This is a genomic window from Anaerolineales bacterium (assembly GCA_003105035.1).
In the GTDB taxonomy this organism is placed as follows: Bacteria; Chloroflexota; Anaerolineae; order Anaerolineales; family UBA4823; genus FEB-25.
Genome location: PQAL01000036.1, coordinates 109,377 through 124,121, shown reverse-complemented (window position 1 = coordinate 124,121; position 14,745 = coordinate 109,377). Strand labels below are relative to the sequence as shown.

The window sequence follows — 14,745 nt, the reverse complement described above, 5'->3', positions numbered from 1 at the left end:
TAACTCGAGAACGAGCTCCTGAGCGAGGATCCCCTGGAAAGACAGGTTATCAGCGATAAGAGAAGGATAAAAATCAAAAAACCTATCAAACCCCACAATCAACATGGGTGTGTTCTCTGAACAATCACCAGCCATCATCGTCTCCGGGACGAGGCAAGTCGGTCGTAAAGTACCCAGGGAAGTGGCGAGCAGGATATTCTTATCGAGTGAACCGCTGTACGGGTAACCAGCCTCCCGGCATAACGCCAGGAAAGCATCGGCTGCATTTTCCAGGGCAGCCAATCCGGCCAGTGCATAGGGGTGATCAGGGTTGGACGTTAAATACTCTTCCAGGAATTTGGATGGGGAGTCAATCCGTAGCTGATAATCAGGCGGTGCGTAGCCAATGATATCGATGCAACCAGTTCCCCAGTAATGAGCACCCCAGCCCCGAGTGATCACCTTAGCGTGTTTTCCATGTTCACCAAGCTGCCAGGCGGTAGTAAGGCCAGCCAGACCTGCGCCAATGACGAGCACATCCTGAGGCTGTAAATGATGAGTAGAAGGAGGATAGTTACCCTCCAGAGGTAGACTGGGCTCAACCACGGTGGGCTGGGTAAAGGATTCCGAATATGTCTCCGCAGCCAGCTTCGATGCACTTTCACCGGGTAGATGATCAGCATTGAGTACGTTTATATAGACATATTCATTGAAACGTGCCTGGCGTAGCTGCTGGCCAAATAGGATCGGTAGATTACCCTTCCAACGCTCATTGAGAAAATCGCGCAAGGAGACGTTGGTCATTTCCACGGGGGGCTTTCTCAGGGTGTGTAGCATCCCCATTGCCCGCAATGAGCAAAACGCTGCCTGGCACGGACCCATCCCTAGGCGGGTATCCCGGCGGATATCATCCAGCGTGGCGGCATTGGATTGGATAATCGAGTGTTGCACTTCGTCGACCTTTACTAGCTCACACTCACACATCAGTTGACCATAGGAATATTCATGCTCAATCTGTTCCAGCCGATGCCCCGACTGATGGTACGCGGGGTGTCCATTATTTGGTGGGAGAGGTTCGAGGTGTGTCCGGCAGGGTTGGTCGACTTTAAGCTTCTGGCAGACCAGGTTCACCGTCTCCTGTGCCATTTTCCGGTATGTAGTCCATTTTCCACTCGTGATGGTCACGAGGTTTTCCATGCCATCGCGGGTGGCATGATCAAGCAAGACGAAACCGCGGCTGATGTCACGATCACTTGTCGTGCCTGAAGTCTGGACTAATGGACGAACACCTGCCCATGCACGAAGAATCCTGAATTGCTTGAAACAAGGAATGATCTTTTCGCCTTCATCCAACATCAAACGAATTTCCCAGGGTTCAATGGCATAGTGATCAGGGTCGGTAACCTTAATATCGGTGGTACCCATGACTGCCACGGTGTGGGCAGGGACAAGGATATCGCCATCGGCAGGCAGCTTGCAGCGATTGATGACTGTGTTGACCACACGATGGTTTAATGCAACCATGGTGCCCTTTCCGGGGACCATGACCAGCTCGACTCCGGCAGTCTGCACGACCTTGCCTGCCCAGGCGCCGGAGGCATTGACAACCAGGCTGGCATAAATCTGTACTTCTTCGTCTTTTACAATGTTCTGACAAACTGCTCCAATAATTACGGAGCTATTTGATGAATTCTCTTTGAAAAGTAGACGGGTAAATTCGTGGTATAAGAGCAGCTGTGCGCCGTATTCAACCGCCGATTGGGCATTCAGCTCTGCAGCCAGGAAGGAATCGGCTGACCCATCAGGCACGCGGAAACAACGCTGGATATGAGCATCCATTAACGGCTCAGTTTTCAGCATCTCAGGAATGGGGATTTCTTCGACCGGAATACCCGCGTTTTTACAGCCCAATAAGAATAAGGGAACGTAAGCAGGGTCATCTTGGGGTGTCAGCACGAAATAACCACCCGTGTCTTCGATGCATTGTGGCATGATACGGCGCAGGATTTGGTTTTCTTCAATACACTCCCGGGCAGCTTGGGGGTCTTTGACCACATAACGCCCACCGCTATGCAGCAAACCATGGTATCGCCCCGTTGTGCCATATGCCAGGTCACGGCGTTCGATGAGCACGCACTGAAAGCCGCGCATGGCTAAATCGCGGAGGACACCAGTGCCGGTTGCACCTCCACCGATCACCAGGACATCTGTCTGAATTTGCCGCATGGAATTACCTCATAGTTAGGATGGTGCAAAGTAAAAGGAATCGACTACTCTACCCAATCAAAAGTTCGCTGGATCGCTTTTAACCAGCCTTTGTAAAGAGCCGCTCTTTTGGTTTCATCCATTGCCGGTTCCCAGGTATGACTGACCTGCCAATTAGCACGTAAATCGTCAAGACTATCCCAAAAATCAACTGCTAAACCGGCTGCGTATGCAGCTCCCAGGGCTGTCGTTTCCGCTACTTGAGGCCGGACAACCTCTACACCCAGGATATCAGCTTGAAATTGCATCAACAAGTCGTTGCCTACCATGCCGCCATCAACTTTAAGGCTGCGTAGCTTGACCCCAGAATCTACTTCCATCGCTTCCAAAACCTCGCGGCTCTGGTAGGCAGTAGCTTCCAAGACTGCCCTGGCCAGGTGGCCTTTATTGATATATCGGGTCAAGCCAACGATCACTCCCCTGGCATCTGACCGCCAGTAGGGCGCGTATAATCCGGAAAATGCCGGTACAAAATAGATCCCGCCACTATCTTCAACCGATCTGGCCAGGATTTCAATATCCGCTGACTTTTGAATCAAACCCAGGTTATCGCGCATCCACTGGACCAACGCCCCAGTGATGGCTACGGAACCTTCCAAGGCGTAGGTGGGAGGATTTTGACCAAATCGATATGCCAGTGTGGTTAATAACCCTTTTTGAGATTGGACCGGGTGAGCCCCAGTGTTCATTAACATAAAACAACCCGTTCCGTAGGTGTTTTTCGCTTCACCAGGGCTGAAACAAGCCTGGCCAATCATGGCTGCTTGCTGGTCCCCCAGGTCACCACAGATGGGAATATTTGCCTGGAATGGGCCTGTGCTGGAGGCAACCCCGTAGGCTGAGTCATGGCTGGAGGCTCGAATATTGGGTAACATCTTTTTGGGAATCTTGATTACCTGCAGGACTTCGTCATCCCAATCAATGGTTGCCAGGTTCATTAGCATGGTACGGCTTGCATTGGTCACATCGGTCACATGCACGCCACCATCCGGACCGCCGGTCAGCCACCAGATCAGCCAGGTGTCGATGTTGCCAAACAACGCCTGACCTTGCTCCGCAGCTTGACGCAGGCCGTGAACATGATCCAGCAGCCAACGGAGTTTTGGACCGGAGAAGTAGGTGGTGAGTGGCAATCCCACACGGGATCTGAACCTGTCCTGCCCTCCATCTGCAGCAAGCTGATCACAGATTTCTTTCGTGCGGGTGTCCTGCCAGACGATGGCGTTGGATAGAGGTTTCCCAGTCAGCCGGTCCCACACCAGGGTGGTCTCGCGCTGGTTGGTCACCCCGATAGCTTCAATCTCGCTCGGCTGCACCTTGCTGACAGCCAGGACTTCCTGGATAACCTGGCAGGTACGCTCCCAAATTTCGCATGGGTCATGCTCGACCCAGCCAGGTTGGGGGTAGATCTGCTGGTGCTCACGCTGTGCAGCATGTACGATAAGCCCAGCATGATCAAAGAGGATGCAACGCGTGCTGGTAGTCCCCTGGTCGATGGCAGCAATATACTTTTTCATACTTTGACGTATCATTTACCGAGGGATTTTTGGAGACCGGTGATTAGCTGTTCTTTTTCAACCGCGCTCAGCTTGGCAGATGAATGCATGAGCAGATATTGGAAGGGCGGCATCTCGCTTTCAGAAATCACTTCTGAGAATTCACCTGCATCGGGTGGAGAAGAATTCTGCCAATCAGATAAATTAAACCGGTTTCTCCCTTCTTCTACATCATGATAGACTAGCCAAGATACTGGGGCAATATTTGAGTACCAGGGCCAAATCGTCTCGTTGCTGTGGCAATCAAAGCAGGCACGCCTGGCCAGGTCGTGGGTTTGCTGGCTGTCCCAATTCGGTTCACTGACCACGAGAGGATTCGCATGATCCTTGCCGTAAGGTACCAGCTGGATGATCACAAAAAGGGCCACACCAATAATGATGATCGCCAAAATGATGTTCCTGGTTTTCTTTGCCATATCCTGTCCTTTCTTGTGTGGCAGCTTCTGCTTAATGCTAGTGTCGTCGAGCAGACTTGATCAGGCATAACCTTCCGGATTCTGAGACTGCCAGCGCCAGGCATCCCGGCACATATCATCCAGGCCGCGTTGGGCAATCCAATTCAGCTCAGTCCTTGCGCGCGAAGGATCACAATATGAGATAGCTGCATCACCGGAGCGACGTTCCATGATCTGGTACGGGATATTATGTCCGCATGCTTTTTCAAAAGCCTTGATCACCTCCAGCACGCTGTAGCCGCGGCCGGTGCCAAGATTGTAGGTTACCAATCCTGGATTTTCATCCAGTCTCTCAAGGGCTTTGATATGACCAGTAGCCAGGTCCATGACATGGATATAATCCCTGACGCCGGTGCCATCCAGGGTAGGATAATCGTTGCCCCACACCCGCACATATGGATGCCTGCCGACTGCCACCTGGGCCACATATGGCATCAGGTTATTGGGAATCCCGTTTGGGTCTTCGCCAATTCGGCCACTGGGGTGTGCCCCCACGGGGTTGAAATAGCGGAGCAAGGCAATGTTCCACTCTGGCTCGGCGGCATGCAGATCGCGCATGATTTCTTCAATCATAAGCTTCGTGCGTCCATAGGGATTGATGGCACCCAAGGGGTAATATTCCTTGAAAGGAACATTGTTAGAATAGCCATAAACAGTTGAAGAAGAGCTAAAAACAATATTTTTGACGGCAGCTTCCTTCATAACCTCTAATAAGACCAGGGTTCCCGTTATATTATTATCATAATAGCTCAATGGGATAGTGACCGATTCCCCAACTGCCTTAAACCCAGCGAAGTGGATTACTGCATGAACCGGATAAGTCTTTAATATGGACGTTAAACCTTCACGGTCACGGATGTCTACTTTATGGAAGGATAACTTCTTGCCAGCCAGCTCTTGAACGCGATGTAACGATTCTTCCTTGCTGTTGGAAAGGTTGTCCACCACGGTGACCTGATAGCCAGCATTCAGAAGCTCCACGCAGGTGTGGCTGCCGATGTAGCCTGCCCCTCCAGTCACGAGAATATTCATCGGTAATCCTCCCGAGGAGGGCAGAAAGTATCCACCATCACAGATGGTTCCAGGCTGAATGCACCATGGGGAACATTCGGCAGAGCACAGTAAGTATCACCCATTTTAAGCTCGTATTTTTTGCCATCGATGATCATTTCCATCCTGCCTTTCGCAAGATAGCCCACTTGTTCGTGCGGATGAGTATGCACAGGAATCTCGATATGGGCATCAAAGGTGAATTCGCAGATCATGATGGATTGCCCGGTGGCTAGAGTCCGGCGGGTCAGCCCGGGTAGCACTTGAACTGGATTAGCATCAGAATTTATAGTTATCATCGTTAAAATTTTTCCTGGTTGGTTAATTCTTGAATTGATACATATGTGGATAACCGGGCTGATTGGTACAACGCTTCGGTGGTTTTTATGATTCCCCGGCTTTCTTGTAAACTGACCCTTGGTAGTTCGCCCAACAAAACCGCATCCTCGATGTCTATTATTTCACCCTGGTAAAGTTCTTGCCCCTTAACTTTAAAGATTTTTTCTTGCCCGGAGAGTTTTTGAATAATCCTGGTTTTTGTCCCTGGTTTATATGGCTCCGGGACAGTGATGCGACCTTTTGTGCCTGTGATCTCAATTTCGGCCTTGTATTCCGAAATGAAGCTGCAATCAAACTGGCAGGTTATCTGGTCTGGATAAATTAGCTGGCCTGCGAAAAACAAGTCTACACCGGTTGGGCCGGTGATCTGCTGGCCGTACACTTCTTCAGGGTGCTTCCCAGTAAGAAAGCTGGCATAGCCGATCGGGTAGCAGCCCACATCCCATAAGCAACCTCCGCCCAGATTCAGCGAAAAACGCGGGTCGGATGGGCGAGTATTGGTATAGCTGAATGAGCCTCGGATCAGCTGAACGCTGCCAATATCACCCTGGTCGAGCATCATTTTGACCAACAGGGTCTGGGGATGGTGGCGATACATGTATGCTTCGGCAATCACCATCCCGGTTAATTGTGCGGTCTTGATCACCTTATCCATATCGATGGTGCTGGTGGTAAGCGGCTTCTCACATAATACATGCTTGCCTGACTGCATCGCCCGAATTGACCATTCTGCGTGCAGGCTATTGGGTAACGAGATGTACACCACATCGATTTCATGGTCTTGCAAAAGGGCTTCATAACTAGCATGGTAGCGGGGAATGCCCCATTCGGATGCATAGGCAGCGGCTCTTTCCTGGGTTCGGCTGGCGACTGCCAGCAAAGCACTCCTGTTTGATGAGCGGATGGGTGGGATCACTGCCCGATTGATCCGGCCTGTACCAAGGAGACCCCAATGCAGACGAGAGTGAGCTGCCATCAAGCATAATTATACCCGCCCAATACGGCTTTCACTTCCTTGTGAGTATAATAATAGATTATGACACTCTCAGCATTATTAGCCCACTGGAGATCCGATCCGCAAGTGGGACCGAACCTGATTGAATGGCGCCGCCTACCGAGAAAAATTGCCAGCTTTGCTCCAATTCCGGAGGGCGTCCACCCAGCGCTAAGAAGAGCATTAGAAAGTCGTGGGTATCGGTCATTATATACACATCAGACGTCGTCTTATTTTGCGATTAATGATGGAGAAAATATCGTCATTGTCACAGGAACTGCCAGCGGGAAGACCTTGTGTTATAACCTGGCGGTACTTGATCATTTTGTTAAGGATAAAGAAGCAACCGCTCTTTATATATTCCCAACCAAGGCACTGGCTCAGGATCAGCTGACCGTTCTTCAAGCGTTATCGTCTCAAATCCAGGCGAATAACGAAAGTATAGAAGCAGTAAATAGTCTGAAATGTGCGATTTATGATGGCGATACCCCTGTCCATGCACGGTCTACCATCCGTAGCCAGGCACGTCTCGTACTAACCAACCCAGACATGCTGCATACCGGTATTCTTCCGCACCACACCGGATGGGCGCAATTTTTTCATGGCCTGCGGTTTGTAGTGATTGATGAAGTCCATAGCTACCGCGGGGTATTCGGCTCGCACGTGGCGAATGTGATCCGCCGATTGAAGCGGGTGGCTAAATTTTACGGCGCCACTCCCCAATTCATCCTGACTTCAGCGACGATTGGCAACCCGGATGATCTGGGTCGGCGGATGATTGATGAGCCGGTGACCTTGATTGACAATGATGGGGCAGGCAAAGGGGAAAAACACTTCCTGATTTATAACCCTCCCATTCTCGATAAAAGCCTGGGATTGCGCAAGAGTGCCATCCAATCAGGGGTCAGCCTGGCGGATGACTTATTGAGCCACAATTTACAAACCATCGTCTTCAGTCGAGCCCGTCGGACAGTGGAAATCATCCTGACCTACCTGCGTGAACAAGCCCGGGGTATAAAATCGCCTATCACTGGGAAAGAGGTAGATGAAGAAGGTATTATCCGGGGGTATCGCTCTGGCTACCTGCCTGGGCAACGCAGGGCGATTGAAGAGGGACTGCGCAAGGGTGATGTACGGGTGGTCGTCGCTACCAACGCCCTGGAGCTCGGCATCGATATTGGTGGTATGGAGGCGTCACTGCTGGTCGGCTATCCAGGGACAATTGCAGCAACCTGGCAGCAAGCCGGTCGGGCTGGACGAGGGGATAAGCCTTCTTTGGCGGTGTTGATTGCATCCCCAAATCCGTTGGATCAATACCTGGCACAGCATCCTGATTATTTCTTTAGCCAGTCACCCGAGCACGGCATGATCAACCCAGATAACTTGCTCATCCTGCTGGGACACTTAAGGTGTGCTGCATTCGAGCTACCGTTCACATCCGACGAAGTATTTGGCTCTATCCGACCATCTGAGATGCAGGAGCTGATGGATTTTCTACAAGGTGAAGGCGTGCTCCACCGCTCAGGGAACAAGTTTTTTTGGATGGCTGATAAATACCCAGCTCAGAATGTGTCTTTACGCAGCGCTTCCACTGATACAGTTTTATTACAAGCACCTGTGGGAAATACCCGCGATGAAAATGCCTCCCTGACGATTGGTGAAGTGGATACTGCCAGCTCGTATTGGATGGTGCATCCTGGCGCAGTCTACATGCACGAAGGAACAACCTACCTGGTGAAAGACCTTGACCTGGGGCAGCATATTGCCACCCTGCAGCCAAGTAGCGTGGATTACTATACCGAGCCTCGCCGTGAAGATATCGTCCAGCAGGTGGAAAAAAAGTACGAAACCGGCGTGCCTGGAGGGAGTAAAGCATACGGGGATGTGCAGGTAACTTCTCAAGTGATTGGTTTCAGGAAGATCAGGTGGCATACCAATGAAACGTTGGGTCTTGAGAGCCTGGATCTGCCGCCCACTGAATTATTGACTACGGGGTATTGGTTGGCGTTAGCGGATGCAACGGTCGATAAGCTAAAAGACGAGGGATTGTGGTCAAATGCTCCGAATGACTATGGACCTTCATGGCCTAAAATGCGCGACCTGGCCCGGGCCAGGGATGGATTCAGGTGCCAGGTATGCGGTTTACCAGAAGGTGACAAGGCGCATCATATCCATCACAAGGTTCCATTCCGCATGTTCGACACTGCTGAACAAGCCAACCAACTGGCTAACCTGATCACGGTTTGTAATTCCTGCCACCGGAAAATTGAGACTGCCGTGCGAGTGCGTAGTGGCCTGGCTGGCCTGGCCTTCACCCTGGGTAACCTGGCACCTCTCTTCCTGATGTGCGACATTGGCGACCTGGGGATCCACTCTGACCCGCAATCATCACTCGCGGAAGGTAAGCCTGCTGTCATCCTCTATGACAAGATCCCAGGTGGGATTGGCTTATCCGAAAGATTGTACGAAATCCATGCTGAGCTGATGCTGCGGGGATGCGAGTTGGTGGAAGCCTGTGCCTGTGAAGATGGCTGCCCATCCTGCGTAGGGCCTGGGGGTGAGGTGGGGTACGGCGGCAAGCGGGAAGCGCTGGCTTTGTTAAAAGTACTGGCCGACCGAGGTTAGAAGAACAACGATCTTGAGAAAATGTTCGTGAAACCAGGGTAATTGGATAGCTCAACGTACTTCACCCGCCTGGCAACCTCCTGGGCGGTTTTGCGCTGAGAAGTTGAAAGCAGCATTTGGCGCGCTCCTTCACCCGCAGCATTCCCTACTTGGTTAAAACGCTCAAGCGGCAGGGAGGGGAACATCCCAATCTGGATCGCGCTGGGTACGTTGATATAGGTACCGAAGGCACCTGCAATGATGAATTCCTCCAGTGCCTCCGCGGGGATACCTGCCACTTCCAGCAAGACCTCAACGCCCGCCCGGATAGCACCCTTTGCCAGTTGAATCTCATTGACATCCTTACGGGAGATGGTCAGGTCTTGGCCGGTGCCGGTCTGTGATTTATCAACCAGCAGGAATTCAGGTGTGTTCCCTGTTTGGCGAACCAGTGGGTGGCTGCGTGTAAACGACCCACGCTGGTCCATGGCACCAATTTGAAGCATGCAGGCCAGGGCATCCAGGATGCCTGAGCCGCAGATGCCCACTGCTGGAAGACCATCGATGGTCTGAGTTCGTACATCACCCTGGATCACCTGGACGCGTTCGACCGCACCAGGTGCAGCACGCATCCCTGATCCGATATGCGCTCCTTCAAATGCTGGACCGGATGCACACGAACAAGCCAGGATCTGGTTGTTATGAACAAGTGAAATCTCTGTGTTCGTGCCAATATCCAGGGCGATGGCAGTCTTTGTGGATGACCAGACCCCCGTCGCCAGTAACATTGACACATGATCTGCACCAACATACCCGGCAATATTGGGAGGCAGGTAGATCTTTGCCCCTGGGGCGATAGCTAGACCGATCCTGACAGCCTCGATTTCGAGGGCCTCACTAACGGCAGGCACGTATGGGGCAATACCGAGCTGGTGTACGGGCAGCCCAGCAAACAGGTGGTGCATAGCGGTATTGCCGACCACCACAGCTTCAATGATCTGAGTGGGGAAAATTGGAGCTTTGAAAGTGCCTGCTTTTAAGCATAGGTCCTGAATGAGCTGGTTAAGGGTCTCTACCAGCCTGTGCTGCAGCAGGCTACGGCCATTGGGATTGTTATGGGAATAACTGATGCGGCTGATGACATCTTCACCGAAGGCCGTCTGCGGGTTCATGGCACCTGCCTTGGCAATCACAGCGCCAGTGGTGAGGTCACACAGATAGGCAGCTAATTTTGTGGTACCGACGTCAACAGCAAGACCGAGTAGAGGTAGTGATGGAGGTAGGATGGCAATAATCTGGTCGTTGCGCATAACCACATTCGTGTGCCATTGCTGGTTGCGAAGCAGAGGTGATAGCTCGTCCAGGACAGGCGCAGCAAAGTGAAAAGGTGGAATTTCACCTGCGCTACAAAGTACATCGGTTAATCTCGTTGCATCCGACCTTAAATCAGAAATTGATGGTTCGGGGATGGACACTGTTATTGACCGTACCACTGGTTCAATTAATACAGACTGGCCTTGACCTTCAATCTGTAATCTTTGAGGTGCAGTGAGCGATTCTGGCGGTATTTCAATGGTCAGGTCATTTTCAGCATACGCTTGGCAAGCCAGGCGAAACCCGGAGGACAGCTCCTCGTCGGTAAAGATCGCTTCCTCTTCAAACGTTAGCGCACTCAGTAAGCCACTAACCAGGCGTACTTTGCAGCTATTACAGATACCAACGCCTCCGCAAATCGAGGCGATATCGATCCCTGCACCCTGAGCAGCTGCCAATAGCGTGGTCTCAGGATCAACCTGTACACGTTTTCCGATAGGCTGAAAATTAACCGTGAATAGCGTTTTAGCTGGCATAATGATTTTGATATCTACATACGCCATTCAGGCTGCAATAATCACAGGAAGATCCGATCGGCGACACATCCCGGCCTATTCCGAGCACCATGGATAGCGATTTATTGGGTGACATCATGCATGAATCGGTCAGATCGACCTGGATAAGCTGACTGTCGAGAAGCGAGAATATCTCCGGTTGGCCTTGATCAACCGGCCAGCCAACCATGCCCGGGTTTAATGGGATTGTGGTGTTCAATCCGTCTTTATGTGCAGATGCCTCAAAATGATTCGCAGCCTGGATAGCCAGTTTCTCGACTGCCGCTGACCCCACTCCATCCAGGGCGACTGCAATGACTGGATCGACCTTGAACAAGCTTGAAACCATATCGTCCAGCTGGTTACCGATGGTTGCGACCATGACGACAACTTCCTCAGCGCGAGCGAGATGGCGAACTACCAGCTCACCAGAGAGATAAGCCTTGCCTGGTGTGTGATTTTCCACAAGCAACTCCAACCGCTCGTGCACCAGGTGTTTAACCTGAAATTTTTCAAATAATATGCGTGGCTCGAGTAAGATATTACTTCGTTCAATGGCATGCTCTGTGGCTGTCACCAAGGCTGGCCGGCGCGCCCGTATCACCTGAGGGTCAGCGCCCTGGGCTTGGAGGACATCATCGATAGTCAGAGGGATTTCCCATTGGTCTAGGATGGGCATAAGGATATCAAATCACCTTCATCTTCCATGTATTTATGGTTAACCCGATAAATATTATGCCAACATAACCGGCAGCAAAGCGGCTAAAGCGTTTATCAGGGCGTCCATATCGGATGTCGAATTATACCCCTGAACAGAAAGGCGAAGGAAATGGGCGTTGTTCCAATCTATCGTCGGAATCTCGATGTGGTGCTCATGGAGCAACCCCTGCTTGAGCTCGTTCAGATCGCGCACTTTTGGGATGGGTATGGTACCCATCTGATAAAAAAGATCAGATGCGAGAGGATAAAGAGGCGGGTAGCCCGTCAGGCTGGATATCCGTTGCATGGTATCTTTCAGCAGCTCATGGCAGCACAGCTGGACCTGCTCCCACTGATGTTCGTGCATAAAGGCAATTGCAACCGGGACGGAAAGGGCGGCAGCTGGATCGCGCGTTCCCGTCCATTGGAAGAGATCGATGAAAGCAGATTCTCGAGGTAAGGACGATTTGGATTGGTAACCCCAACTCACGACTAGTGGTTCGAGCATATTCTGAACATCGGGTCGGGCATACAGAAAACCGGCACCCTTGGGAGCCAGCATCCATTTATGGCAGTTGCCGGTATAGAAATCTGCCTGAAGTGAAGACAGGTTGAGCTGTACCTGGCCGGGAGCATGGGCACCATCGATTAACGTGAGGATGCCTGCCTCACGGGCACGTCGGCAAATTTCTCCAACCGGAAAGCTCAGGGCAGTCGGTGAGCAAATATGGCTGGTGTAGATAACTTTAGTCCGGTCTGTCACTCCTTGCCAAAACTGGTCGATAATTTCATCAGGATTGGTGATGGGGGTTCGGATGGGCTGCTGCTTGTAGATTGCCCCAGTTTTCTGGCAAACAAAATCCCAGGCGAAATTACATGCCCCATATTCCTGGTCGGAGGTGAGCACTTCATCACCCGGAGATAAGTTTAGCGACCGCGAGACAATGTTTACTCCGTGTGTGGCGTTGGGTATGAAAACAAGATCGCTTACCGGTGCTCCCACGTACTTACCCAATACCTGGCGGGCGTGATGCAGCCTGTCATCCAGCTCTACACCCAGGAATTGTACAGGTTGTTCTTCAAGTTTTTTCTGCCAGGCTTGATAAGCTTCGAACACCAAGCGCGGGCAGGCACCAAATGATCCATGGTTGAGGAAAATTACCGCCGGGTCCAACAGGAATTGTTCTTTAAGCATCGTATAATATCAAATACCGGTTCATTACAGGAGTTTATTTTATCATCATGGGACAAAAATCCAATGAAGTTATCATTCCCTGATAATATATCATAATACGATATATTATCAGGCGGTGATCATACTGGAGGAGATAATATCATGCGCATCATGATGGCAGGTGGAAGTGGATTGATTGGAAGGGAGCTAGCCTCTCTGCTTGTCGCCTCAGGTGACGAAGTGCTGATCTTGAGCCGTAACCCAACGAAAGTACCCGCGATGGTTGGGATTGGTGCCATCCCTTGGGATGGTAAAACTGTGCAGGAGTGGGCCCGAGAAGTTGACAATTGTGAGGTGATTATCAACTTAACTGGCGAGAACCTGTCTGGGAAGGGGTTCCCTCCAACAAGATGGACGGAAAAACGCAAGCAGCTATTGGTACAAAGTCGGGTTGAATCGGGCAAGGTGCTCACCAAGGCCATTGAATTAGCCAGGCGAAAACCCAGTGTGTTTGTGCAAGCTTCAGGGATAGATTATTATGCCTCTGAATCGCCAAAAGTCATCACAGAGGAGGATCCAGCAGGCAATGATTTCTTGGCTAGATTGAGTGTTGAGTGGGAAGCCTCCTCGAAGCCGGTGGAGGCGATGGGCGTACGCAGGATTGTGACCCGCAATGGCATTGTCCTCTCGAAACGAGGTGGAGCACTACCGCTGCTTATGCTGCCATACAAATTATGGGTGGGAGGCCGGATGGGTAGCGGAAAGCAGGTGTATTCATGGATACACATCAAGGATGAGATCGAAGCAATTCGGTATTTAATTATGCATAATGATGCTCAAGGTGTCTATAACCTGACCTCTCCTTCCCCCTTGAGCAACGATGAGTTCGGTAGGACGTTAGGTAAAGTATTGAAGCGGCCACATTATTTCCCTGTGCCGGCTACAGCCATGAAGCTTGCCTTGGGAGAAGTCGCATCCATGGTATTGGAAGGTGACAGGGTGGTTCCGAAGAGGTTGTTGGAGCTTGGTTACCAATTTAAATTCCCATTCCTTGCCGATGCACTGGCAGATTTATTGGGAAATTAGACAGGTCGAGTAATAAACAGGTGTGTTAGCCTATGTTGGTGAGTATCTGATAACACGATGAAAATCCTGGTGGTCAGTGATGTGGTGATCGATTGGCTATATAGCCCACAAATCCGCGTTGTCTTTGCAGATGTTGATCTGATCATCAGTTGTGGCGATCTTCCTGCATACTACCTTGAATACCTGGTCAGCACATTGGATAAACCACTACTTCACGTGCGCGGAAATCATTCCTTCCCTGAAGAAGTAGAAGCTCAAGGGGACCATCATACCATTGGCGCACAGGACATCCATTGTAAAGTACTCCTGTATAGAGGTTGCTCATTTGCAGGTGTGGAGGGCAGCTTATGTTATAACAATGGTGCCTACCAATACTCGCAATCGGAAATGTGGTTAAATTGTTTTCGGATTATCCCGTCTCTATTGATGAACAGAGCCAAATATGGGAAATACTTGAATGTATTTGTTTCCCATACACCCCCGCGTGGAATACACGATGGACAAGATTTAACCCATCAAGGGATTCACGCTTTTCGCTGGCTGGTTAATACCTTCCAGCCCGATTACCATCTTCATGGCCATATCCATGTTTATCGCCCGGACGCAGTTACCGAAACAAATCTTGGGAAAACCCGGGTGATCAACGCATTCGGGTATCGCGTGATTGAGCTTTGAC

At 51.0% G+C, this 14,745-nt stretch carries 11 protein-coding genes and 1 pseudogene; 3 read left to right on the top strand and 9 right to left on the bottom strand.

Going from position 1 to position 14,745, the window contains the following annotated elements; all coding sequences use genetic code 11:
• Window positions 1-618: 618 nt before the first annotated feature.
• The 6 genes and pseudogenes from glpA to C3F13_15540 all read right to left on the bottom strand — a co-directional run bounded on the left by glpA (window position 619) and on the right by C3F13_15540 (window position 6,620).
• Window positions 619-2,205: pseudogene (glpA, locus tag C3F13_15565) on the bottom strand (anaerobic glycerol-3-phosphate dehydrogenase subunit A).
• Window positions 2,206-2,249: 44 nt separating this feature from the next.
• Window positions 2,250-3,761, bottom strand: coding sequence for a glycerol kinase (gene glpK, locus C3F13_15560; protein ID PWB50921.1), 1,512 nt, complete (start codon window positions 3,759-3,761; stop codon window positions 2,250-2,252).
• 11 nt (window positions 3,762-3,772) lie between these two features.
• The gene (locus C3F13_15555; GenBank protein PWB50920.1) at window positions 3,773-4,216 is read right to left on the bottom strand and encodes a cytochrome C; all 444 of its coding nucleotides are present in this window, start codon (window positions 4,214-4,216) and stop codon (window positions 3,773-3,775) included.
• A 60-nt stretch (window positions 4,217-4,276) separates the two neighbouring features.
• The gene (gene galE / locus C3F13_15550) at window positions 4,277-5,287 is read right to left on the bottom strand and encodes a UDP-glucose 4-epimerase GalE (GenBank protein PWB50919.1); all 1,011 of its coding nucleotides are present in this window, start codon (window positions 5,285-5,287) and stop codon (window positions 4,277-4,279) included.
• Window positions 5,284-5,604 carry a cupin domain-containing protein gene (locus C3F13_15545; protein ID PWB50918.1) on the bottom strand — a complete coding sequence of 107 codons (321 nt, stop codon included), beginning with the start codon at window positions 5,602-5,604 and terminating at the stop codon, window positions 5,284-5,286. The genes galE and C3F13_15545 overlap by 4 nt, the downstream gene beginning before the upstream one ends.
• A gap of 2 nt (window positions 5,605-5,606) precedes the next feature.
• Window positions 5,607-6,620, bottom strand: coding sequence for an oxidoreductase (locus C3F13_15540; protein ID PWB50917.1), 1,014 nt, complete (start codon window positions 6,618-6,620; stop codon window positions 5,607-5,609).
• A 60-nt stretch (window positions 6,621-6,680) separates the two neighbouring features.
• Between C3F13_15540 and C3F13_15535 the strand changes: the two genes are divergently transcribed.
• Window positions 6,681-9,263 carry an ATP-dependent helicase gene (locus tag C3F13_15535; GenBank protein ID PWB50916.1) on the top strand — a complete coding sequence of 861 codons (2,583 nt, stop codon included), beginning with the start codon at window positions 6,681-6,683 and terminating at the stop codon, window positions 9,261-9,263.
• Here C3F13_15535 and C3F13_15530 read toward each other — a convergent pair.
• The 3 genes from C3F13_15530 to C3F13_15520 are packed head-to-tail and all read right to left on the bottom strand — an operon-like array spanning window position 9,260 to window position 13,004.
• Window positions 9,260-11,119 carry a ferredoxin gene (locus C3F13_15530; GenBank protein ID PWB50915.1) on the bottom strand — a complete coding sequence of 620 codons (1,860 nt, stop codon included), beginning with the start codon at window positions 11,117-11,119 and terminating at the stop codon, window positions 9,260-9,262. The two genes, C3F13_15535 and C3F13_15530, sit on opposite strands and share 4 nt — an antisense overlap.
• Window positions 11,082-11,789, bottom strand: coding sequence for a hypothetical protein (locus C3F13_15525; GenBank protein PWB50914.1), 708 nt, complete (start codon window positions 11,787-11,789; stop codon window positions 11,082-11,084). The genes C3F13_15530 and C3F13_15525 overlap by 38 nt, the downstream gene beginning before the upstream one ends.
• A gap of 54 nt (window positions 11,790-11,843) precedes the next feature.
• Window positions 11,844-13,004 (bottom strand): aminotransferase, encoded by a 1,161-nt coding sequence (locus C3F13_15520; GenBank protein ID PWB50913.1) that lies wholly within the window; start codon window positions 13,002-13,004, stop codon window positions 11,844-11,846.
• A gap of 141 nt (window positions 13,005-13,145) precedes the next feature.
• Here C3F13_15520 and C3F13_15515 point away from each other — a divergent pair, with 141 nt between their 5' ends.
• Window positions 13,146-14,069, top strand: a complete 924-nt coding sequence (locus C3F13_15515) for a TIGR01777 family protein (GenBank protein PWB50912.1) — start codon at window positions 13,146-13,148, stop codon at window positions 14,067-14,069.
• Window positions 14,070-14,126: 57 nt separating this feature from the next.
• Entirely contained in the window at window positions 14,127-14,744 is a 618-nt protein-coding gene (locus tag C3F13_15510; protein ID PWB50911.1) for a hypothetical protein, read from the top strand.
• The last annotated feature ends 1 nt before the right edge of the window (window position 14,745 follow it).

Bases quoted from the DNA above. Each gene is read 5' to 3' on its own strand.
- galE (PWB50919.1), bottom strand. From the start codon at position 5,287: ATGAATATTCTCGTGACTGGAGGGGCAGGCTACATCGGCAGCCACACC.
- C3F13_15520 (PWB50913.1), bottom strand. From the start codon at position 13,004: ATGCTTAAAGAACAATTCCTGTTGGACCCGGCGGTAATTTTCCTCAAC.
- C3F13_15540 (PWB50917.1), bottom strand. From the start codon at position 6,620: ATGGCAGCTCACTCTCGTCTGCATTGGGGTCTCCTTGGTACAGGCCGG.
- C3F13_15510 (PWB50911.1), top strand. From the start codon at position 14,127: ATGAAAATCCTGGTGGTCAGTGATGTGGTGATCGATTGGCTATATAGC.
- C3F13_15515 (PWB50912.1), top strand. From the start codon at position 13,146: ATGCGCATCATGATGGCAGGTGGAAGTGGATTGATTGGAAGGGAGCTA.
- glpK (PWB50921.1), bottom strand. From the start codon at position 3,761: ATGAAAAAGTATATTGCTGCCATCGACCAGGGGACTACCAGCACGCGT.
- C3F13_15545 (PWB50918.1), bottom strand. From the start codon at position 5,604: ATGATAACTATAAATTCTGATGCTAATCCAGTTCAAGTGCTACCCGGG.
- C3F13_15555 (PWB50920.1), bottom strand. From the start codon at position 4,216: ATGGCAAAGAAAACCAGGAACATCATTTTGGCGATCATCATTATTGGT.
- C3F13_15530 (PWB50915.1), bottom strand. From the start codon at position 11,119: ATGGCGTATGTAGATATCAAAATCATTATGCCAGCTAAAACGCTATTC.
- C3F13_15525 (PWB50914.1), bottom strand. From the start codon at position 11,789: ATGCCCATCCTAGACCAATGGGAAATCCCTCTGACTATCGATGATGTC.
- C3F13_15535 (PWB50916.1), top strand. From the start codon at position 6,681: ATGACACTCTCAGCATTATTAGCCCACTGGAGATCCGATCCGCAAGTG.